18 protein-coding genes are annotated in these 21,731 nt (G+C 71.4%); 12 read left to right on the top strand and 6 right to left on the bottom strand.

All coding sequences use genetic code 11. The features are described 5' to 3' along the window. Window positions 1-5 precede the first annotated feature (5 nt). From tgt to secF, 4 genes are all read left to right on the top strand, one after another. Window positions 6-1,112 (top strand): tRNA guanosine(34) transglycosylase Tgt, encoded by a 1,107-nt coding sequence (tgt, locus tag ACE3Q2_RS08455; protein ID WP_374473738.1) that lies wholly within the window; start codon window positions 6-8, stop codon window positions 1,110-1,112. An 86-nt stretch (window positions 1,113-1,198) separates the two neighbouring features. Then, window positions 1,199-1,540 carry a preprotein translocase subunit YajC gene (gene yajC, locus ACE3Q2_RS08450; RefSeq protein WP_231697787.1) on the top strand — a complete coding sequence of 114 codons (342 nt, stop codon included), beginning with the start codon at window positions 1,199-1,201 and terminating at the stop codon, window positions 1,538-1,540. 56 nt (window positions 1,541-1,596) lie between these two features. Next, a complete protein-coding gene (secD, locus tag ACE3Q2_RS08445; RefSeq protein ID WP_231697788.1) occupies window positions 1,597-3,474 on the top strand; it encodes a protein translocase subunit SecD in 1,878 nt (625 codons plus the stop codon). 57 nt (window positions 3,475-3,531) lie between these two features. Then, on the top strand, window positions 3,532-4,464 hold the full coding sequence (secF, locus tag ACE3Q2_RS08440; protein WP_374473737.1) for a protein translocase subunit SecF: 933 nt from the start codon (window positions 3,532-3,534) through the stop codon (window positions 4,462-4,464). An 82-nt stretch (window positions 4,465-4,546) separates the two neighbouring features. On the opposite strand, the gene ACE3Q2_RS08435 is transcribed toward secF, so the two are convergent. Continuing rightward, window positions 4,547-5,353: an inositol monophosphatase family protein gene (locus tag ACE3Q2_RS08435; RefSeq protein ID WP_231697790.1), complete on the bottom strand. Its 807-nt coding sequence runs from the start codon at window positions 5,351-5,353 to the stop codon at window positions 4,547-4,549. A gap of 77 nt (window positions 5,354-5,430) precedes the next feature. Between ACE3Q2_RS08435 and ACE3Q2_RS08430 the strand changes: the two genes are divergently transcribed. The 3 genes from ACE3Q2_RS08430 (at window position 5,431) to ACE3Q2_RS08420 (ending at window position 9,328) form a co-directional block, all read left to right on the top strand. Then, the gene (locus ACE3Q2_RS08430) at window positions 5,431-6,201 is read left to right on the top strand and encodes an RNA methyltransferase (RefSeq protein WP_231697791.1); all 771 of its coding nucleotides are present in this window, start codon (window positions 5,431-5,433) and stop codon (window positions 6,199-6,201) included. A 104-nt stretch (window positions 6,202-6,305) separates the two neighbouring features. Continuing rightward, entirely contained in the window at window positions 6,306-7,199 is an 894-nt protein-coding gene (locus tag ACE3Q2_RS08425) for a phosphate/phosphite/phosphonate ABC transporter substrate-binding protein (RefSeq protein WP_374473719.1), read from the top strand. After that, a complete protein-coding gene (locus ACE3Q2_RS08420; RefSeq protein WP_231697793.1) occupies window positions 7,196-9,328 on the top strand; it encodes an EAL domain-containing protein in 2,133 nt (710 codons plus the stop codon). Before ACE3Q2_RS08425 ends, ACE3Q2_RS08420 begins: the two co-directional genes overlap by 4 nt. On the opposite strand, the gene ACE3Q2_RS08415 is transcribed toward ACE3Q2_RS08420, so the two are convergent. Then, window positions 9,317-9,925 carry an exopolysaccharide biosynthesis protein gene (locus tag ACE3Q2_RS08415; RefSeq protein WP_231697794.1) on the bottom strand — a complete coding sequence of 203 codons (609 nt, stop codon included), beginning with the start codon at window positions 9,923-9,925 and terminating at the stop codon, window positions 9,317-9,319. The genes ACE3Q2_RS08420 and ACE3Q2_RS08415 overlap by 12 nt on opposite strands. A 36-nt stretch (window positions 9,926-9,961) precedes the next feature. Next, a complete protein-coding gene (locus tag ACE3Q2_RS08410; protein ID WP_231697795.1) occupies window positions 9,962-11,278 on the bottom strand; it encodes a hemolysin family protein in 1,317 nt (438 codons plus the stop codon). Between the two features lie 162 nt (window positions 11,279-11,440). On the opposite strand from ACE3Q2_RS08410, the gene ACE3Q2_RS08405 reads away from it, so the two are divergent. The 3 genes from ACE3Q2_RS08405 to ACE3Q2_RS08395 are packed head-to-tail and all read left to right on the top strand — an operon-like array spanning window position 11,441 to window position 15,287. Next, window positions 11,441-12,070, top strand: coding sequence for a DUF47 family protein (locus ACE3Q2_RS08405; protein WP_231697796.1), 630 nt, complete (start codon window positions 11,441-11,443; stop codon window positions 12,068-12,070). A 3-nt stretch (window positions 12,071-12,073) separates the two neighbouring features. After that, entirely contained in the window at window positions 12,074-13,198 is a 1,125-nt protein-coding gene (locus ACE3Q2_RS08400) for an inorganic phosphate transporter (RefSeq protein ID WP_231697797.1), read from the top strand. A gap of 22 nt (window positions 13,199-13,220) precedes the next feature. Next, entirely contained in the window at window positions 13,221-15,287 is a 2,067-nt protein-coding gene (locus ACE3Q2_RS08395; protein WP_374473718.1) for a hypothetical protein, read from the top strand. A gap of 3 nt (window positions 15,288-15,290) precedes the next feature. Here ACE3Q2_RS08395 and ACE3Q2_RS08390 read toward each other — a convergent pair whose 3' ends face one another. Continuing rightward, complete coding sequence (locus ACE3Q2_RS08390; RefSeq protein WP_231697799.1) at window positions 15,291-15,698, bottom strand: hypothetical protein; 408 nt, start codon at window positions 15,696-15,698, stop codon at window positions 15,291-15,293. Between the two features lie 42 nt (window positions 15,699-15,740). Here ACE3Q2_RS08390 and ACE3Q2_RS08385 point away from each other — a divergent pair, with 42 nt between their 5' ends. Both ACE3Q2_RS08385 and ACE3Q2_RS08380 read left to right on the top strand, forming a co-directional pair. Continuing rightward, entirely contained in the window at window positions 15,741-16,100 is a 360-nt protein-coding gene (locus ACE3Q2_RS08385) for an MGMT family protein (RefSeq protein WP_231697800.1), read from the top strand. Window positions 16,101-16,169: 69 nt separating this feature from the next. Continuing rightward, window positions 16,170-16,826, top strand: coding sequence for a rhomboid family intramembrane serine protease (locus tag ACE3Q2_RS08380; RefSeq protein ID WP_231697801.1), 657 nt, complete (start codon window positions 16,170-16,172; stop codon window positions 16,824-16,826). On the opposite strand, the gene rapA is transcribed toward ACE3Q2_RS08380, so the two are convergent. Together rapA and ACE3Q2_RS08370 are read right to left on the bottom strand one after the other, a co-directional pair. Next, the gene (rapA, locus tag ACE3Q2_RS08375; protein WP_374473717.1) at window positions 16,823-19,669 is read right to left on the bottom strand and encodes an RNA polymerase-associated protein RapA; all 2,847 of its coding nucleotides are present in this window, start codon (window positions 19,667-19,669) and stop codon (window positions 16,823-16,825) included. The genes ACE3Q2_RS08380 and rapA overlap by 4 nt on opposite strands. A 1-nt stretch (window position 19,670) precedes the next feature. Then, window positions 19,671-21,563, bottom strand: coding sequence for a M13 family metallopeptidase (locus ACE3Q2_RS08370; RefSeq protein WP_374473716.1), 1,893 nt, complete (start codon window positions 21,561-21,563; stop codon window positions 19,671-19,673). Between the last annotated feature and the right edge of the window lie 168 nt (window positions 21,564-21,731).

The raw sequence follows: 21,731 nt of genomic DNA, 5'->3' as shown, positions 1-21,731 counted from the left end.
GCCGCATGCGCTTCGAGAAGCTGGGTCAGGACGGCGTGGCCCGCCGCGGCCGCCTGCATTTCCCGCGCGGCACGGTGGAAACCCCGGCCTTCATGCCGGTGGGCACCTACGGCACCGTGAAGGCCATGCTGCCGGAATCGCTGCGCGCCATCGGCGCCGAGATCATCCTGGGCAACACCTTCCACCTGTGGCTGCGGCCGGGCATGGAAGTCATCGAGGCGCACGGCGGCCTGCATGGCTTCTGCAGGTGGAGCGGCCCCATCCTCACGGACAGCGGCGGCTTCCAGGTGTGGTCGCTGGCCAAGCGCCGCAAGATCACCGAGGAGGGCGTCACCTTCGCCTCTCCCACCGACGGCGCCAAGGTGTTCCTGTCGCCCGAGGTGAGCATGCAGGTGCAGCGCTCGCTCGATTCCGACATCGTCATGATCTTCGACGAGTGCACGCCTTACCCGGCCACCGAGCCGGTGGCGCGCAAGTCCATGGAACTGAGCCTGCGCTGGGCCGAGCGCAGCAAGCGCGCGCACGAGGGCAACGACGCGGCGCTGTTCGGCATCGTCCAGGGCGGCACCCGGAACGAGCTGCGGGCGCGCTCGGCGGAAGGCCTGAAGGCCATCGGCTTCGACGGCTACGCCGTGGGCGGCCTGGCCGTGGGCGAGCCGCCCGAGGAGCGCGACGCCACCCTCGAGGCGCTGTGCCCGCTGCTGCCCGAAGACCAGCCGCGCTACCTGATGGGCGTGGGCAAACCCGAGGACATCGTGGAGGCGGTGGCGCGCGGCATCGACATGTTCGACTGCGTCATGCCCACCCGCAACGCCCGCAACGGCCACTACTTCGTGCGCGGCGGCCAGGTGCGCATCCGCAACGCGAAATACGAGAAGGACCTGCGCCCGATCGAGCCCGGCTGCACCTGCTACACCTGCGCCAGCGGCTACAGCCGCAGCTACCTGCGCCACCTCGACCGCTGCAACGAGATCCTGGCCTCGATGCTGGGCACCATCCACAACCTGCACCACTACCAGCAGCTGATGCGCGACATCCGCGCCGCCATCGACGCCGGCCGCTTCCAGGAATTCAGGGCCGCCTTCCACGCCGCCCGGGCCGCCGGGGAGTAGGGCCGCCCCGGCCCCGGCCACCGGCCGGGCCGGGCGGATGCTGTGGCATACTTGAACGCTTGATTCCACCGAGAGACGCTAAGTCCATGTCCCTGCTCGATATTCTTGTTTCCCCCGCCGCCGCCCAGGCCGCCGGTGGCCCGGCCCCGGCCAGCCCGCTGATGAGCCTGCTGCCGCTGATCATCCTGTTCGTGGTGTTCTGGTTCCTGCTGCTGCGCCCGCAGATGAAGAAGGCCAAGGAGCACCGCGAGCTGGTCGCCAAGCTGCAGAAGGGCGACGAGGTCCTCACCAACGGCGGCATCGCCGGCCGCATCGAGGACCTGGGCGAGAGCTTCGTGACCGTCGAGGTCGCCGACAAGGTGGCCATCAAGGTCCAGCGCGGCGCCATCACCGCGGTCCTGCCCAAGGGCACGTTGAAGTCGGCCTGAGCCGTCCCCATCCGAATCACCCACGGCCCTGACCGGGCCGCCAACGGTTGTCGCCCATGCTTCAGTATTCGACCTGGAAGTACCTCGTCGCCGCGATCGTGATCGCGGTTTCCGCCTTCTACTCGCTGCCCAACCTGTACCCGCAGGACCCGGCGGTGCAGGTGGCGGCCAACCGCGGCGCCGTCATCGACGACGCCCTCGTGCTCCGGGTCAAGGGCGAGCTGGACGAAGCCAAGGTGGCGGCCAAGTCGGTCGCCATCGAGGGCGAGCGCCTGGTGGTCCGCACCGGCAGCCCCGACGAGCAGACCCGCGCCGCCGACCTGCTGCGCGCCGAGCTCGGCAGCCAGTACACGGTGGCGCTGAACCTGGCCTCCACCGTGCCGGGCTGGCTCACCTCCGCCGGCGCCCGGCCCATGTCCATGGGCCTGGACCTGCAGGGCGGCGTGCACTTCCTGCTCGAGGTGGACCAGCAGGCGGCCATCGAGAAGCGCAGCAATGCCTTCGCCGACGAGATCTCGGGCGTGCTGCGCGAGGGCAAGTTCGCCTACACCAGCGTCTCGCGCACCAACGAAGGCATCCAGGTGCTGCTCAAGAACGCCGACGACATGGCGGCGGTGCGCGCGGCGATCGGCCGCGAGGCGCCCGAGCTGCTGCTCGAGTGGGACCCGGCCCAGCCCGAGCGCCTGCTGGCCCGCGTCACCCCGACCCTGGTCAAGGCGATCATGGACGGCGCCATCGAGCAGAACCGCACCACGCTCGACAACCGCATCAACAGCCTGGGCGTGGGCGAGCAGGTGATCCAGCGCCAGGGCGAGAGCCGCATCGTGGTGCAGCTGCCTGGCGTGCAGGACACCGCCGAGGCCCGCAAGCTGATCGGCGCCACCGCCACCCTCGAATACCGCCACGTCATCGACTACGGCGCCAACGCCCAGCAGGCCGCGGCCACCGGCGTCGTGCCGGCCAACGCCCGCCTGTACTACAGCCGCGAGCGCGGCCCGGACGGCAAGCCGCGCCCGATCCTGCTCTCGCGCCGCGTGATCGTCTCCGGCGACCAGTTGGTCAACGCCACCTCCAACCCGGACCCGCAGTCGGGCACGCCGGCGGTGCAGATCGAGCTCAACAGCGCCGGCGGCAACCGCATGCTGGCGCATACCCGCGAGAACGTCGGCCAGCTGATGGCGGCGGTCTACATCGAGACCATCCCCGAAGTGCGCATGGTGGACGGCAAGGAAGTTCGCACCTCGCGCGTCAGCGAGGAGGTGATCAACGCCGCCACGCTGCAGGGCGTGTTCGGCAAGAACTTCCAGACCACCGGCCTCGACAGCCAGCAGGAAGCGGCCGACCTGGCCCGCCTGCTGCGCGCCGGTTCGCTGGCGGCGCCGATGGTGATCATCGAGGAACGCATCATCGGCCCGAGCCTGGGCGCCGAGAACATCGAGCGCGGCCTGTCCGCCGTGTTCTGGTCCTTCGGCTTCGTGCTGATCTTCTTCCTCGTGTACTACAAGATGTTCGGCATCGTCACCAACCTGGCGCTGCTGCTGAACCTGCTGCTGGTGATCGCGGTGATGTCCATGATCGGCGCCACCCTGACGCTGCCCGGCCTGGCCGGCATCGCGCTCACGGTGGGCATGTCGGTGGACGCCAACGTGCTGATCAACGAACGCATCCGCGAGGAGCTGCGCAACGGCAACACGCCGCTGGCCAGCATCGCCAACGGCTACGACAAGGCCTCGGGCACCATCGCCGACGCCAACGTCACCGCGCTGCTGGCGGGCGTGGCCATGGCGGTGTTCGGCTCCGGCCCGATCCGCGGCTTCGGCATCACGCTCATCATCGGCATCCTGACCTCGATGTACACCGCGGTCTCGGTGTCCCGCGGCATCGCCACCCTGATCTACGGCAAGCGCAAGAAGCTCGCCAAGGTCTCGATCTAAACGTTTCCCAGGAGAGACGGCGTGGAACTCTTCCCGTCCAACAGCAACATCAATTTCATGCGGGCGCGGCACGTCTCGCTGGCCATTCTGGTCGCGCTGATGCTGGCCTCGGTCGTCGCGCTGGCGACCAAGGGCTTCAACTACGCGCTCGACTTCACCGGCGGCACCGTGGTGGAAGTCAAGTTCGAGAAGCCGATGGACGTCGAGGGCGTGCGCCAGCGCCTGGACGCCGCCGGCTACGACAGCCCCATCGTGCAGACCTTCGGCTCCGGCAATGACATCGTCATCCGCCTGCAGCCGCCCGAGATGGAAGAGGGCGAGGGCCCGCAGGCGGCCACGCCGAGCGAGCAGACCGGCACCGCCATCCTGCGCGTGGCCGAAACCCCGGACAACCCGGGCCGGGTGATCCGCAGCGACTTCGTCGGCCCGCAGATCGGCAACGAGCTGGCGCTCAACGGCATGTACGCGGCCATCTTCGTGGCGCTGGGCTTCCTGGCCTACATCGCCATCCGCTTCGAGTTCAAGTTCGCCGTGGCGGCCGTGGTGGCCACGCTGGGCGACGTGCTGCTGGTCTGCGGCTGGTTCGCCTTCAACCAGCACGAGTTCGACCTGACCGTGCTGGCGGGCATCCTGTCGGTGATGGGCTTCTCGATCAACGACACCATCGTGGTGTTCGACCGCGTGCGCGAGAACTTCCGCCTGCTGGCCAAGCTCGAGCCGAAGGAAGTGCTCAACCGCTCGGTCAACCAGACCCTCTCGCGCACCATCATCACCTCGTTCGTGGCCTTCCTGACCGTGCTGGCGCTGTACCTCTACGGCGGCCAGTCGCTCAAGGGCATGGCCGAGTCGCAGATGGTCGGCATCGTCATCGGCACCATCTCCTCGATCCTGGTGGCCTGCCCGCTGCTGCTGCTGCTGGGCGTGACCAAGCAGGACCTGATGCCCAAGGCCCGCGCCGACGTCGAAGCCGAACTTGCCCGGAGGCCGTAACTCCTGCTTCGTCAGGGGTTGCCCCGACAAAAAAGAAGGCCCGCACTTGTGCGGGCCTTTCTTTTTGCCGCGGGCCCGCGACTCAGACCGAGAAGGCCGCCGCGTAGTTCGAGGAGACGACGGCGCGCTGCAGGACGTCGCTGATCTTGAGGTTGCCGGCGATGATCTGGCCGGACATCAGCAGCTTGTCGGCGCCGCCGCGGAAGTCGCAGACGCGGCCACCGGCCTCGCGCACCAGCAGCAGGCCGGCGGCGATGTCCCAGGGCTTCACGCCCGCCTCGAAGTAGGCGTCGGCGCGGCCGCAGGCCACGTAGGCCAGGTCCAGCGCGGCCGAACCGGTGCGGCGGATGTCCTCGGCCTCGGCCAGGGTGGCGCGCAGGGCGTCGAGGTGCGGGGCCAGGCGGGCGCGCTCGCGCGGCGGGAAGCCGGTGATGAGCAGGGCGCCGCCCAGGTCCTTGCGCTCGCCGATGCGGATCTTCTTGTCGTTGAGCAGGGCGCCGGCGCCCTTGGACGCCGTGAACAGCTCGTTGCGCAGCGGGTCGAAGATGACGCCGTGCACGGGTTCGCCGTTCTCGACCAGGGCGATGGACACGCAGAAGTGCGGCCAGCCCCGGAGGTAGTTCGAGGTGCCGTCCAGCGGGTCGATCACGAAGGTGTAGCGGCCCTTGCCCATGGCGCCCGACTCTTCGCCCAGGATGGCGTAGTCGGGGAAGGCCCGGCGCAGCTCGCGTATGATCTCCGCCTCGGCCTGGGAATCGACCTCGCTGGCGTAGTCCTGCTTCGATTTCTCGAAGACGTTGAGGGCGTCGAGCTTGCCCATGTGGCGCAAGATCAGGTTGCCGGCCGAACGGGCCGCCTTGACCATGACGTTGACGACAGGTTTCTGCATATTCCCGTCCGATTGACCGCTGGATTGTGTGAAGAACAAGGGGCCGGTCGTTGCCGGCGCCGCGCAAGGATAACAGGTTGGAAAACGAAAATATCCGCATCGTGCTGGTGGGCACCCAGCATCCGGGCAATATCGGCTCCGCCGCGCGGGCCATGAAGACCATGGGGCTGTCGGCCCTGCACCTGGTCGCGCCCGAGCGTTTCCCCGACCCGGAGGCCGTGGCCCTGGCCGCCGGCGCCGACGACCTGCTGGCCGCCGCCCCGGTGCAGCCCGACCTCGACGCCGCCCTGGCCGGCTGCCGCCTGGTCGTGGGCACCAGCGCCCGCCGCCGCACGGTGCCGCTGCCGGAACTGAGCCCGCGCGAGGCGGCCCGCCAGCTGGTCGCCGCCGCCGCCGAGGGCCCCGTGGCCCTGCTGTTCGGCCGCGAGCGCACGGGCCTCGAGAACGAGGAACTGCAGCGCTGCCACGCCTCGGTATGCATCCCGACCCACCCCGGCTTCAGTTCGCTCAACATCGCCGCGGCCGTGCAGGTGCTGGCCTACGAGCTGCGCCTGGCCGTGCTCGAGGCCGCCGGCGGCGAGTTGCCCAGCGGCCGCCCGGTGCCCGGCCCGGGGGCGGACGCCGAGCCCCCGGCCACCGCCGACGAACTCGAGCGCTTCTTCGGCCACCTGGGCCAGACCCTGGACGAGATCGACTTCCACAAGGGCAGGGCGCCCGAAATGGTGATGGCCCGGCTGCGCCGCCTGTTCCTGCGGGCGGCCATGGACACCCGCGAGGTGAAGATACTGCGCGGCATCCTGTCCGAGGCCCAGCGCATGGCCCGGCTGGCGCGCGGCCCGGGAGCCTAGCGCCACCCCCCTCCGGCCGAATACAGTAGGCCGGCATTCTTCACACGCCCTGGACCGCCCCCTCCGTGACGCCCCCGTCCCCCAGTGCCCTCTCCGGCGGCCTCGTGCGTCTGGCGTTCCTGCTCCTGCTGGGGCTGGCCGGCCTGGCCCGGGCCGCGGACGGCGTGCTCGTGCTCGGCCGCATCAGCGACGACCCGCGCCGCCACTACGAGCAGCTCAAGCCGCTGATCGACTACGTGGTGCCGCGCATGAAGGACGTGGGCATCACCGAGGGCCGCGTGCTGATGGCGCGCGACCCGCAGCAGATGATGAGCTACCTGCGCCGCGGCAAGGTCGACTGGGTCACCGAGACCCCCGGCACCGGCCTGCTGCTGGCCGACAAGGCCGGCGCCCGCCCGCTGCTGCTGACCGAGCGCAGTGGCTCGCGCGAGTACCGCAGCGTCATCTTCACCCACCGCGACAGCGGCATCACCGAACTGCCCCAGCTGCGCGGCCGCACCATCGCCTTCCAGTCGCCGTCCTCCACCAGCGCCTACCTGGTGCCGGCCATGGTGCTGCGCGAGCAGGGCCTGCCCATGAGCCTGATGGTGTCGCCGCTCGACGAGGCCGACCCGGACAGCGTGGGCTACGTCTTCGCCAACACCGACGCCAACCTCGGCGCCTGGGTGCACAAGCGCCTGGTGGACGCCGGCGGCTTCAGCGACCAGGACTGGGAGTCGCTGCAGCGCGTTTCCGAGGCGGCGCGGCGCGACCTGGTGGTCATCCACACCACCGGCCCGGTGCCGCGCGCGATGGAGCTGGTCAGCGCCGGCATGCCGCCGGAAATAGCCGCGCGCCTGAAGGAGGTGCTGCTGGGCGCCAGCCAGGACCCGCAGGCCCGCGAGGCCCTGCGCCAGTTCTTCCGCACCACCGGCTTCTACGAGGCCGACCCGCAGACCCAGGCCTCGCTTGAACAGCTGCGCCGCGGCGCCCGCGACGTGCGCGAGGCCCTGGAATGAGGCTGCCCTTCCGCCTGGGCCTGCGCGGCGAACTGCTCTGGCTGGTGGCCGGCGTGATGCTGGTCGTGGTGGGCCTGTTCTCGGCCCTGTGGCTGCACACCCGCCGCAGCAACGAGGACGCCCGCCAGCTCAGCGCCGGCGCCGTGCGCGAACTGGCCCGCGAAGGCCTGCTCAGCCGTGGCCACACCCTGTCGAGCCAGCTGGCCGACGCCGCCACCAACCCGCTTTATTACCTCGACCTGGCCAAGCTGGGCGAACTGGCCCGCGCCACCCTGCGCCAGCCCGACGTGGTGTACGTGATCATCCACGACGCCCAGGGCCAGGTGCTGCACGACGGCTCCGGCGACATCCCGGCCTTCGGCCAGCCCATGTCCGACCCGATGGCCTACGAGGCGCTGCAGGCCGAGGGCCCGCATGGCCAGTGGAGCGAGAAGCTGCTCGACGTGGCCAGCCCCATCCGCATCGGCGGCGAGCGCATCGGCGGCGTGCGCGTGGGCCTGTCGCGCGAGAACGCCACCCGCCGCGAGGTGGAAGTGCTGGGCCCGCTGCAGGCGCGCCTGCAGGCCGCCAGCAGCGAACACCTGGCCTGGATCCTCACCCTGCTGGCGGCCATGTTCGGCATCGCCGGCATCGCCCTGTGGCTGCTGCAGCGGCGCATCGTGCAGCCGATCACGGAGCTGGCCGAGGCCGCCGGCCGCATCGAGCAGGGCCGCTACACCGAAGTGACCCTGCACTCCGAGCGCCAGGACGAGATCGGCGAGCTGGTGCGCGGCTTCACCCGCATGAGCGAGGCGGTGGCGCGGCACGACCGCGACATCCGACGCATGGCCTACACCGACTCGCTCACCGGCCTGTCCAACCGGCTGGCCTTCCGCGAGGCGCTCGACGACCGCCTGCTTACCCTGCAGGCCAGCAGCGGCGAGCTGGCGCTGCTGTTCGTCGACCTCGACGACTTCAAGCGCGTCAACGACACCCTCGGCCACGAGGCCGGCGACGAGGTGCTGGGCCAGCTCTCGGTGCGCATCCGCCTGGCGGTGGAGCGCCTGGGCGGGCAGGGCGCCGAGATCGCCCGCTTCGGCGGCGACGAGTTCATCGTGCTGTTCCTGGCTGACGACATCCGCGCCAGTTCCGGCCGCCTGGCCGAGGCGCTGATCGAGGAAATCCAGCGGCCGCTGATCCTGCACGGGCGCCAGGTGTTCCTGGGCGCCTCGGTGGGCATCACCCTGTTCCCCTTCGACGCGGCCAGCGCCGGCCAGCTGCTCAAGAACGCCGACATCGCCATGTACCAGGCGAAGGTGGCGGGCAAGGGCTGCTACCGCTTTTATTCCAAGGCCATGGACCAGGCCGTCGAGCGCCGCGTGCAGCTCGAGGAAGAACTGCGCGGCGCCTGGGAGCGCGGCGAGCTGAGCCTGCACTACCAGCCCATCTACCGCCTCGCCGACGGCCGCCCGATGGGCGCCGAGGCGCTGTGCCGCTGGGAGCACCCGCGCCTGGGCGTGGTGCCGCCGTCGGTGTTCATCGAAGTGGCCGAGCAGAGCGGCCTGATCGAGGCGCTCGGCCGGCACGTGCTGGTGCAGGCCTGCCGCGACGCCGCCACCTGGCAGCTGCCCGGCCAGGAGCCACCGTTCGTGTCGGTGAACATCTCGCCGCGCCAGCTGCGCACCGGCGACCTGCCCGACGTGGTGGCCAGCGCGCTGCAGGCCACCGGCGTGGCGCCGCAGCAGCTGCACCTCGAGCTCACCGAAACCGCCGTGCTGGGCGACGAGGCCCAGGCCAGCGCGCTGCTCTCGCGCCTGCGCGCCACCGGCGTGAAGGTGTGGCTGGACGACTTCGGCACCGGCTTCTCGGGCCTGAGCCACCTGCGCCGCGTGCCGGTGGACGGCGTGAAGATCGACCGCAGCTTCGTCGCCGACGTGCTGCGTGACCCGGACGACCTGGCGCTCACCTCGGCCATCATCGCCATGGCGCATTCGCTGGGCATCACCGTGGTGGCCGAGGGCATCGAGACCGAAGGCCAGTACGCGGTGCTGCGCGAACGCGGCTGCGACCAGGGGCAGGGCTTCTGGCTGGGCCGGCCCATGCCGGCCAACGACATGCGCCGGGCCTTCCGCGACGCCTCAGGCCAGTAGGCCGGCGATCCACCCGGCCACCTGGCCGGAGAACACCCCCATCACCACGATCTCGGCGATGCCCAGCGCCCAGGCGACCAGCATCAGCCGGCCGTCGCGCTCGATCAGGGCGATGGCGAAGGCCAGCAGGATCAGGCCGAAGGGGTAGTTGGTGGCCGGGATGGGCAGGGCCAGCAGCCCGCCCAGCAGCACCAGCAGCAGGCCCGTGAACAGGCGCGACGCCGGGTGGTCGATGACACCCTCGGCGCGCGGCCGGCTGAGCTTCTCGAGCCGGCGCAGCAGGCCCGAGGTGCGGTCGCGGAACTTCGCCATGCTCTCGCGCGAGAGCGGCCGGCGCGACAGGAAACCCGGCACCCAGGGATGCGCCATCAGCACCAGCATCTGCAGCCCGGCCAGCATCACCAGCGGGCCGCTGACCGCGCCGGCGCCCACCGGCAGCGGCACGAAGGCCGGCAGCACGCCCAGCAGCAGGAAGATGCCGAAGGCGCGGGCGCGGAACTGGTCGAGCACGCCGCCGAGCGTGAGCGGGCCCGCGTCGCCGTTGCCCTCGGCGAGCGCGTCGAGCAGGGCGCGGGTGCTGATTTCAGCGGGGGTCATGGCCCGGGACTATGGGGCGCGGCGGCTTTATCCGGTCTAAATCCCATCTTCGCGCTCGGGCTCGGGCAGGCGCGCCACCAGCAGCTTGTCGATGCGCGCGCCGTCGAGGTCGACCACCTCGATGCGCCAGCCGCCCCAGTCGAAGTGCTCGCCCGCGTGCGGGATGCGGCCGAAGCGGGCGATCACCATGCCGGCGGCGGTGTGGTAGTCGCTGTCTTCCTCGTCGGGCAGGCTGGTGAGCGAGAGCAGCTCGCGCAGTTCCTCGGTGGAAAGGCGGCCGTCCACCAGGTAGGAGCCGTCGGTGCGGGTGACCACCAGGGCCTCGGCCTCCGGCGTCTCGGTGGTCTGCACCCGGCCCAGCACGGCGTGCAGCAGGTCGTTGGCCGAGACCATGCCCTGCACGTCGCCGTATTCGTCCACCACCAGGGCCAGGGTCTGCTGCTCCTCGCGGAAAATCTCCAGCAGCTTCATGGCCTGGGTGGACTCGGACACGAACAGGGCCGGGCGCAGGTCGCGGAACAGGTCGGCGCGGGCGCCGTCGCGGCCGATCAGGCCGGTGAGCGACTTCACTTCCAGGATGCCCAGCACCTCGGCGTCGGAACCGCGGTAGACCGGGTAGCGGGCGTAGGGCGTCTCGCGCATCACGGCCAGGTTTTCCTCGACCGAGGCGGCGGCGTCGAGCCAGACGATGCGCGTGCGCGGCGTCATCAGCCCGGCGCTGCTGCGGTCGCCCAGGCGCAGGACGCGGTTGATCATGTTGCGCTCGTCGGCGTCGATCACGCCCTGCTCGTGGCTCTCGGCCACCAGCATGCGGATTTCCTCTTCCGTCACCTGGTCGGCCTGGCCGCGGTCCAGCCGCATCACGCGCATCAGCGTGCGGGTGCTCAGCGACAGCAGCCAGACGAAGGGCGTGGCCACCAGCGAGATCCACTTCATCGGCAGGGCCACGGCCGCGGCGATCTTTTCCGGCGCCAGCAGGGCGATGCGCTTGGGCACCAGCTCGCCGATGATGATGGAGAAGTAGGTGATCAGGGTGACCGCGACGCCGGTGCCGATGCCCTGGGTGAGCTCCGGGTCCAGGCCCAGCGGCGCGATGGCCTCGGCCACCTGGTTGCCGATGCTCTCGCCGCCGAACACGCCGGTGAGGATGCCGATCGAGGTGATGCCCACCTGCACCGTGGACAGGAAGCGCTCCGGGTGCTCGGCCAGCTCCAGGGCGGCCTTGGCGCGGCGGCTCCCGGCGGCCTGCTGCTTCAGGCGGGCCTTGCGGGAGGTCACCACGGACATCTCCGACAGCGCGAAGAAGCCATTGCAGAGGATGAGGAACAGGACGAGGGCGAGTTCGAGGGTCATGGGCTACCGGACGGGGCCGGCGTGGAGCTCCGGAAACGGGGGTGGGGGACGCCCGCAACTATGCCATACCGCCCCCTTCCCCCCGGGGTGCCGGCTGTCACGCCGGTGTAACATAGGCGCCCATTGAAGGCCGGGCAGCCCGGCCAGCCAGAGGATCTCCCGATGTTTTCCCTCCAGACCATCTTCGGCAAGGGCGACAAGTTCTACGGCCTGCTCGAGTCCAGCGCCTCCGCCGCCCGTGAGAGCGCCCGCGCCCTGGGCGAGCTGCTGGCCACCCCGCCGGCCCAGCGCAGCCTGGAGAAGTTCAAGCTGGCCCGCCAGCGCGAGAAGGACCTGGCCGCCGAGATCAGCCAGGAGCTGGTGAACACCTTCGTCACCGCGCTCGAGCGCGAGGACATCGAGGCGCTGTCGAACGCCCTGTACAAGATCCCCAAGGTGGTCGAGAAGTTCGCCGAGCGCTACGGCATGGCCTCCGAGCGCGTGGCCGACGTCGACTTCATCCCGCGCGCCGCCATGCTCGAGCGCGCCTGCACGGTGCTCGAGGAAATGGTGGGCCTGCTGCGCAAGGGCATGGCCCTGGAAACCACCAAGCAGCTCAACGACAAGCTGCAGGCCATCGAGGCCGAGGCCGACCGCCTGATCCTCGAGCTCTACCGCGACACCTACCTCAACGAAACCGACCCGATGCGCTACCTGATCCTCAAGGACCTCTACGAGATCCTGGAAAAGGCGATCGACCGCTGCCGCGACGCCGGCAACGTGATCTACGGCATCGTCCTCAAGAACGCCTGATCCATGTCCACCGCCCTCCTGCTGGTGCTGGTGGTCGTGCTGGTGGCACTCGTCTTCGAGTACATCAACGGGTTCCACGACACCGCCAATTCCATCGCCACCGTGGTGGCCACCAAGGTGCTCAACCCGACCCAGGCCGTGGCCCTGGCGGCGTCGATGAACCTGATCGGCGCCCTGGCCGGCACCGCGGTCGCCAAGACCATCTCCTCGGGCCTGATCGACGCCGAGGTGGTGGACGTGACCTCGCAGCTGATCATCTGCGCGCTGTCCGGCGGCATCGTCTGGAACCTGATCACCTGGTGGTTCGGCCTGCCGTCGTCGTCCAGCCACGCCCTGATCGGCGGCCTGATCGGCGCCGCGCTGGCCGCGGCCGGCAACAACCTCGACGTGCTGATCTGGTCGCGCGTGGCCGAGGACTGGACCAAGAGCCAGGGCATCTTCTGGAAGGTCATCGTGCCCATGATCAGCTCGCCGGTGGCGGGCTTCGTGCTGGGCCTGGTGATGATGGGCACGCTGATGGCCGTGATCAGCGCCATGAACGGCGCCGGCGGCTGGATCGCCCGCATCTCGCGCCCGCGGTGGGTGAACGCGCTGTTCGGCAAGGCGCAGATCTTCTCGGCCGGCTACATGGGCTTCGCCCACGGCACCAACGACGCGCAGAAGACCATGGGCATCATCGCCCTGGCGCTGATCGGCGCCGAGTCGGCCGGCACGCTCGACAACCTGCCGTCCTGGCTGGCCTTCATGCACCCCGGCGACAGCGAGGGCATCGAGACCTGGATCGTGGTCACCTGCGCCCTGGTCATGGCCGCGGGCACGGCCGCCGGCGGCTGGCGCATCATCAAGACCCTGGGCCACAAGATGGTGAAGCTGCACCCCATCCACGGCTTCGCGGCGGAAACCAGCTCGGCCACCATCCTCACCCTGGCCGCGCACTTCGGCATGCCGGTGTCCACCACCCACAGCATCTCCACCGCCATCATGGGCGTGGGCGTGGCCAAGAACCCGCGCGCGCTGAAGTGGACGGTGATCCAGCGCATCGTCTGGGCCTGGATCCTCACCATCCCGGCCTCGGGCGGCCTGGCCTGGCTGATGTTCAAGGGACTCGAGGTCCTCGGCTGGGCCTGAAGCCTGTCCTGAGTCCGGGGGCATGCACGTTTTCGCGTGGATGCCTTTCAACCTGCAACGCTTCCTGCTGCCGGTCGGCCCGGTGCTTTTCGCGCTGGGCCTGCTGCTGACGCCCGCGCTCGACGATCTCCGGGGTCGGCCGCTGCGCCAGACGCTGGTGCTCCTGCTGCTGCCGGTCCTGCTGTCCGCGCTCGCCGCCAAGCCGCTGCGCTGGCGCCTGGCCAACGTCCTCGCCTTGCTGTGGGCAGTCCTGCTGCCTGCATTCACCGGCATCGCCCCGGCGATGGCGACGCTGGTGCTGTGCCTCGCGGCGATTGCGCTGGGCGGCAGGATCGCCCCGGCGCGCCCGGCGCCGCTGCAACTGGCGCTCGGCCTGGCCCTTCTCGCCGGCGTGGCGGGCTGGTTGTTGCCACTGCCGATCCACCATGCGGCGACCTACTGGCCCGCGCTGCTGGCCTTGCTGGCCTGGCGCTGGCGGCCGGTCCTGGCGTCGTTGCAGCAGATGCACGCCGGCTGGCGCGAGGCCGTCGACGCCGCCCCCCGGGCGGCGGCGTGGGCGGTGGCCGGCATTGGCCTGCTGAGCACCGCCGCATGGCTGCCCACGCTGGCCTACGACGACCTGGCCTACCATCTCGCCCTGCCGGCGCAGCTTGAACAGCTGGGCTACTACCGCCTCGACCTTCGCTCCCAGTCGTGGGCGCTCGCGCCCTGGTCCCCGGACGTGCTGCACGCGATCGTGCAGGTGATGGCCGGCGCCGAAGGCCGTGGCGCGCTCAACATGGCCTGGGTCCTGCTGCTGGCCGCCGGTGGCTTCCAGGCCACGCGGGCGATTGGCGGCGACCGCGTGGCCGCCTTCGCCACCGTGGCGCTGGCCGCTTCGGTCCCGATGATGGCCTGGCTGGTGGGCGGCATGCAGGTGGAGCTGCCGGCAGCGGCGCTCGGCCTGGTGGCGGTCGCGCTGCTCGCCACCCGTGCCGCCGAGGCCGCCGGCGGCAAGCCGGTCGCGTCGCGCGACCTGCCGGCCCTGGCCGTGCTCGCGGGCGGCCTGGTGGCCACCAAGGCCAGCCTCGTGCTGATGCTCTTTCCGCTGGGGCTCTGGTGGCTATGGCAGTCGCGGTCGCGCCTGCCCTGGCGTGCGCTTCCGGGCGGCGCGCTGCTGGCCCTGCTGGCGGGCGGCTCGAGTTACGCCTATGCCGTGGCGATTGCCGGCAATCCGCTCCTGCCCCTGTTCAACGACTGGTTCCCGAACGACTACGCCGCCGGCCGGATGATCGACCCGCGCTGGCTCGCGGGCCTGTCCTGGGACATCCCCTGGCGCATGGCCTTCGAGTCGTCCCGCTACGACGAGGGCCATGCCGGCAGCGCGGGTTTCCTGCTGGTCGTGCTGGCGGGGCCGTGGCTGCTTGCCCTGCTGCGCCCCGGGCCGGCGCGGCCGTTGGCGTGGGTGTCGCTGGTCGCCGGCCTGCTGCCGCTGTTCTTCGTCCAGTACGCGCGTTACGTGCTGCCGGCGATGCTGCTCGGCCTGCCCGCGCTGGTGGCCACCAGCCGGAGCCTGGGGGGCGTCCGCGCAGGCACGGCGCTGCTGGCCGTGGCCTGGGGCGCGAACCTGGTGTTCTTCGCGAATGGGTCATGGATCTGGCGCACGGGCGCGCCGCTGAGGATGTTCCAGCCACGCGAGGCGGCATGGCAGGCCCTGTGGCTCGAATATGCGCCGGAGCGCGCCTGGGGGCCGGTGCTGCGCGGGCAGGCCGACGTGCGGCTGCTGGTGGTGTCGCCGCTGCCGGCGGTGGCGGAATTCGGCGGCCGGGCTTTTTCCCCGTCGCGTTACGACCCCGCGCTGGAGCAAGCGGCAGCGACCGCTGCAGGTTCGCCGGAGGCCTGGAGGCACCTGCTCCTGGAGCAGGGGTTCACCCATGCCAGCCTGCGCGAAGGCGCGGATCCGGCCTTGCTGGCGGCGCTGGCACGGCTCGGTGCACGCCAGGTGGCCGCGTTTGGCGAGGCAAGGCTGTGGAGCCTGCCAAGGCATTCCGGCGCGCGCGACCTCATGCAGGAGCGTGACGTCGCCGCACGCTGGCGGGCTAGGAAATAGGGGTCAGAGCAGGTCGCCGCCGGCGGAGAGCATGCGCTCCATCTGGTCGCCCAGGCCGCCGATCTCGAGCACCAGGCGGTCGATCTCGGCCGCGTTGAGGGTGTCGTAGGGGCGGTTCTCGCACAGCTGCAGGTAGGGTACCGAGTCCAGTTCGCCCAGGGCCAGGTAGCCCACGCGGCTCTGCCAGTTGAAGGCGAGCATGCGGCGGGCGTCGATGCCGGTCATGGGTGCGATCACGGTGCTCACGCGCAGGTAGGGCCGCTCGTCCTCGCCCACCATTTCCGACAGGAAGATGCTCTGGTGGCGCTTGCCCTTGTCCAGCGACAGTTGCACGCAGGCCAGGTAGGGCTCGCTGGCGGTGAGCTTGTACTTGCCCTGGAGGTGGCCGCGGATCTGTTCGAAATTCTGCATGGCTGGACGGTTCTTGCGGGGGGAGCGTTATCCTAAACCCCCATGCCCGGAAAACCCACCAAAACCCCGGCCGAAACGCAGCGCCGCCTGATCCTGGCGGCAGTGCGCGCGGTGCCGCGCGGGCAGGTGGCGGGCTACGGGGAAATCGCCCGCCGCGCCGGCCTGCCCGGGCGGGCGCGGCTGGTGGCGCGCATCCTGTCGGCCGGCGACGAACCCGGGCTGCCCTGGCACCGCGTGCTGCGCTCGGACGGGCGGGTGGCCTTCCCGCCCGGCTCGGAAGGCTTCGACGAACAGGTGCAGCGCCTGCGCGCCGAGGGCGTGGTGGTGGAGGGCGGGCGGGTGCGCGGCCAGCGCGCCGCGGCCACGCTCGACGAGATGCTCTGGGCGCCGCCGCCGCGCTGAAGCGCCTGCACGAAGCCTTCCGGCGCGGCCGGGTATGATGCCCGGCAACCCCACGGAGCCTCGCCCCGCATGCGCCTTCCCCCGACCACCACCGCCCTGCTCTGGGCCCTCGGCATCGGTTTCCTGCTGCAGCAGTTCGGCGGCGACGCGATGGTGCGCTTCTTCGCGCTGTGGCCGCTGGGCCAGTACACCGCCGGCGTGTCGGCCGAGGGCGACATCATCACCGTCGGCTTCCTGCCCTGGCAGGTGCTCAGCTACGCCTTCCTGCACGGCGGCTTCGGCCACCTGTTCTTCAACGGCCTGGCGCTGTACATGTTCGGCGCGCCGCTGGAGATGACCTGGGGCCGCCAGCGCTTCCTCACCTATTTCCTGGTGTGCGTGGCCGGCGCCGGCCTGATCCAGCTGCTGGTGGCCACCAGCGGCGTCACCGGCCAGGGCATCTACCCGACCATCGGCGCCTCGGGCGGCGTGTTCGGCCTGCTGCTGGCCTACGGCATGCTGTTCCCGAACCAGCGCGTGATGCTGCTGATCCCGCCCATCCCGATGAAGGCGCGCACCTTCGTCATCGTGTTCGGCGCCATCGAACTGCTGATGGGCGTGTTCGGCAGCAACTCGGGCATCGCCCACTTCGCGCACCTGGGCGGCATGCTGTTCGGCTGGCTGATGATCCGCTACTGGCGCGGCCAGCCGCCGTTCAAGCCGCGCGGGCCGCGCCTGGTGCGCTAGCGGCGCAGCTGCAGGAAGTCGGTGCTGGCCACGAGCCGCAGGCTGTCCAGGCGCGGGCGCGCGGTGGGCAGGGCGGCGAGCACGGCTTCGCGTTCGGCTTCCAGCGCGGCGATTTCCGCCGGGCGCACCGCCGGGTTCACCCGCGCCAGCGCGCGCTGGCGGGTGATTTCCGCGCCCAGCCAGGCGTCCGCTTTCGCGATGGCCTCGTCGATGCGCGCCCGCGCGGCGTCGTTGGCCGCGTCGCGCGCGCGCTCGAGCATGGGCGGCACCAGCGCCGCCAGCACCTTGCGCTGCGGGCCCAGGTCGAACACGCGGTCGCCGGCGCGCAGGCGCGCGCGTTCGCCCGGGGCGAAGTCCGGCCGCAGCTGCAGGCGCGTGTCCACCGCCACCGACAGCGGCGCCGGCGGCAGCCAGCGTTCGATGTCCAGGCCGCGTTCGGCCACGCACTCGAGCACGTTCACGGCCTCCATCACCACGGTGCGCGGCGGCAGGCTGTCGTCCACCAGGAAGGCGGCGTTGCCGCTTTCGCCCGACACCAGCAGGTCGAGCGCCGACAGCACCAGCGGGTGGTCGGGGCGCAGGTAGAGCAGGTCGTCGCGCGACAGCGCCGTGGCGCGGTCGGTGGTGCAGGCGCGCGGACCCTGGCGCAGTTCCTCGAAGCCGTCCACGGTGAGGTGTTCCGGGTCGAGCAGCCAGGTGTTGGCCGACAGCGGCTCGTTGTGCACGCCGAAGCTTTCCAGCAGGCGCAGCGGAAAGTCGTCCATGGCCGCGTGGGCGTCGTCCTCGGCCAGCGCGCGGCGCAGGCCGTCGTGGTCGCCGTGGCCGCGGCTGCCGAGCTCGAGCAGGCGGTCGCGGCCCTCGGCGATGATGCGGGCCAGTTCGGCGTGCTTGTCGCGACTGCGGGCGATCAGTTCGCCCAGCGCCGGCTCGCGCGCGTCGGCGTCCTGCGTGGCCAGCTGCAGCAGCTCGGCGCCGAAGGCGCGCAGCAGCTCGCGGCCGTCGGCCAGCACGCCGCGGAAGGCGTCGAGGCCCTCGTGCAGCCAGCGCTGGAGCACTTCCTGGGCGCTGCCGGCCACGGCGGCGGCGTGCAGGTGCACGTCGCCGCGCTGGCCGATGCGGTCCAGGCGGCCGATGCGCTGTTCGAGCATGTCCGGGTGTAGCGGCAGGTCCCACAGCACCAGGTGCTGGGCGAACTGGAAGTTGCGGCCCTCGGCGCCGATCTCGCTGGCCACCAGCAGGCGCGCGCCTTCCGGGTCGGCGAAGTAGGCGGCGTTGCGGTCGCGCTGCAGCAGGTTCATGTCTTCGTGGAAACGCGCCACGGCGATGCCGCTGCGCAGGCGCAGGGCTTCCTCGAGCGCCTGCACCTTGGCGCGCGAGCGGCACAGCAGCAGCACCTTGCCGGGCGCCACCTCGTCGAGCACGCGCAGCAGCCAGTCCAGGCGCGGGTCCCTGGCGTAGTCGTGTTCGGGCTCGTCGTCGGTGTCGCCCACGTCGTGCGCGAACTCGGCGCGCAGGCGGCCGAGCAGGGTGGGGTCTTCCGGCGCCTCGAGCGTTTCCACGTGCGGGATGCGGGTGGGGAAGCCGCCCACGGCGGCGCGGCGGTTGCGCACCATCACGCGGCCGGTGCCGTGGCGGTCCACAAGGTCCGCCAGCAGGGCGTCGCGTTCGCCGTCGTCGCCTTCGGCGATGCGGCCTAGGCGGCGGGCGAGGTGGTCGTCCTCGCCGGGGAAGAGTTTCGCCAGCGACTGCACGTCATCGGCGGTGAGCGCCTCGCGTTCCAGCAGGCGCTCGGCCAGCGCCGACAGCGCCACGTAGCCGCGCGATTCGGCGCGGAAGGCCTCGAGGTCGGTGTAGCGCGCCGGGTCGAGCAGGCGCAGGCGGGCGAAGTGGCCGCCCAGGCCCAGCTGCTCCGGCGTGGCGGTGAGCAGCAGCAGGCCCGGCGTGCGCGCCGACAGCGCTTCCACCAGCGCATACCCCGGGCTGGCGAACTCCGGCGTCCACACCAGGTGGTGCGCCTCGTCCACCAGCAGCAGGTCCCAGCCGGCGGCCAGCACCTGGCGCGCGCGCTTTTCATGGCTGGCCAGCCAGTCCACCGAAGCGATCACGCACTGCTCGTCCTCGAAGGGGTTGGCCTTGGGCTCGGTCATCTCCAGCGATTCGCAGCGCTCCTCGTCGTAGATCGAGAAGGCCAGGTTGAAGCGGCGCAGCAGCTCGACGAACCACTGGTTCACCAGGCTTTCCGGCACCAGCACCAGCACGCGGCGGGCGCGGCCGCTGGCCAGCTGCTGGGCGGCGATGAGGCAGGCCTCGATGGTCTTGCCCAGGCCCACTTCGTCGGCCAGCAGCAGGCGCGGCGGGCGGCGCGCGGCGGCGGCCTCGGCCACGCGCAGCTGGTGCGGCACCAGGTCGATGCGCGCGCCCAGCACGCCCCAGCCCGGGTGCGCGCGCGCCTCGGCGCGGCGCTGCAGGCATTCGCGGCGGAATTCGAACTGGTCGTTGCGGTCCACCCGGCCCGAAAGCAGGCGCGAATCGGCCTGCGACACCGGCTGCTCGGCGTCGAGCTCGCCCTCGGCGTGGCAGTCGTTGCCGCAGATGTAGTGGATCAGCTGCTCGCGCAGCTCGGCGCGCTCGACCAGCTTGTCCTGGCCGCCCACGCGGATGCGCTCGCCCGGGCGGAACACCGCCCGCAGCAGCGGCGCCGAGCCCAGCGCGTACATGCGCACCACGCCCGAGCCGGTGAAGACGATCTGCACCTGGCGTCCGGCCAGGCGCAGCACGGTGCCGAGCCCGAGCTCGGGTTCGGCGCTGGAAAACCAGCGCTGTCCGGGGAAAAAAGGATTCACGTCAGCGCCACAGGGAAACCTGCTCCTTGGCCGGTTTTTGCATCGCCACGCGGCCCTTGCAGGCGAAGGCCTGGCCGAAGGCGGGGAAATTCGCCAGCGGGCCGTTGACGCGCCACTTCGCCGGCGCGTGGTTGGCCGTGGCCTGGGCCGCGGCGAGCGCGGTGGCCTTGTCCTGGCGCGCCCACATCCCGGCCCAGCCGGTGAAGAAGGCCTGCGCGGCCTTGGCGTCCGGCGCGCCCTGCGCGTTCAGCGCGTCCCAGGCGAACTCGAGGCCGGCGAGGTCGGCCTGGTTCTGGGCGAAGCTGCGGGTGCCGTTCACGCGGGTGGCGCCGCCGGTGGCGGAGTAGGCGTTGTACTGGGCGATGAGCGGCGTGGCGCGCTGGCGCCAGGCGGTGGCGTCGGCACCGTCCCAGGCCTGCAGCGACAGCGCCAGTTGCTGGCCGAGCAGGGCGCCGAAGCCGCCGTAGTCGGCCGCGTCGTTGCCGTCGCCGATCACCGGCGGCTGCAGGGTGGCGGAAGTGACGACCAGGCGGTTTTCCTTCGGCATCCAGGCCACCAGCGGCTGCCACTGCTCGGCCGGCCAGGCGAAGCGGGCGCGCACCAGCGCGTACTTCATCAGCCAGCGGCGCAGCGCCATGGCGTTGCCCGGGAGGTCGCCGCGCTTGAACACCAGGTCGTCGAACACGTTCGAGGGCACGTCCAGGCCCACCTGCACGTGCATGGCCTCGAGCTGCGCACGCGCCCTGGCCTTGCCGTCGGCGCTGAGCCAGGTGGCGCGGTCGAGCGAACGCAGCGCGCTGGCGCGGACCTCTTCGGCGATGGCCTGGGCGCGGCGCTGGCGCGGCACCGGCAGGAAACGCTCGGTGTAGGCGGCGTCCAGGAACTCGGGCAGGCGCTCGAGCAGCATCCGGCGGGCGCGCTCGGCGCGCGGCGTCGGCGCGGCCTGGCCGGCCAGCGTGACTTCGTAGAGCTGGGCCCAGGGGCCGTGGAAGGCCTGGCCCAGGGTGGGCGCGGCCTCGCGCAGCACCTGCGCGCGCAGGTAGGTCTTCCACTGCTCGGGCTTGGACTTCGCCAGCAGCTGGTCGACGGCGCGGAAGAAGGCCGGGCCGGTCAGGGCCACCTGGCTCGCCTTGAGGCCGTGCGCGGCGAGCAGCGCGGTCAGGTCGAGGCTGCCGGCGACCTTTTCGGCGTCCTTCATCGCCATCACCTGGAACGGCGTGCCGGCGACGGTGGCGCGGGCCAGCGCCGACTCCATCTGCCAGACCTGGGCGGCCTCGGCGGCGGCCTTGTCGGCCTTGCTGCCGCTGCCGTGGAGCCAGGCCGCCACGGCGGCCTGGTAGCGGGGCGCCAGGGCCTGCACTTCCGGCTCGGCCGAGGTATAGAAGCCGGCGTCGGGCAGGCCGAAGCCGCCCGGGCCCAGCTGGGCGTAGGGATTGCCCTGGGCGTCGCGCAGCACCTTCACGTCCACCACCACCGGCATGCCGGCGGCGTGCAGGGCGACGATGGCGGGCATCACGTCGCGGGAGCGGCGGATGCCGTTGATGGTGCGAAGCAGGGGCTCGATGGTCTTCAGGCCGGCGGCCTCGATGGCGGCTTCGTCTTCGGCGCTGGCCAGCAGTTCAGCCAGGTGCAGCGAGACGGTGGCACCGGCCGGGGCCGTGGTGGAGGCCAGCACCTGGTCGCGCTGCGACTGGCCGAGCGCGGCCAGCTGGTCCCACCGGCTCAGGCGTTCGGCGTTGGCCGGCAGCGGGTTCTGCGCCAGCCAGGCGGCATTGGCGTGGCCATAGAAGTCGGCGCAGGCGGCGGGGGCGGCCGGCGCGCGCTGGGCCGCGGCGGGCGCGGCGGCGAGGGTCAGCAGCAGGGCGGCGACCAGGGGCGGGAGGCGGGAAGGCATCGCGTGCTCCTCATGGGGGAGCGGGATTCTACCGCCGTGGCGCCGCGCGCCCCAAAAAATGGGTCTTCACCCAAGTCCGCGATGGTTTGGTCGGCTCTTCGCTGACCACCGATCTGGCGCCGGCCCCACCGCGAAGGCGAGGGTCGCTTCCTGCTCGGTGAAGCCTTT

This window comes from Arenimonas sp., assembly GCF_041913985.1.
In the GTDB taxonomy this organism is placed as follows: Bacteria; Pseudomonadota; Gammaproteobacteria; order Xanthomonadales; family Xanthomonadaceae; genus Arenimonas.
The sequence above is the reverse complement of the archived record's forward strand: the minus strand, read 5'-3'. Positions and strand labels throughout refer to the sequence as shown.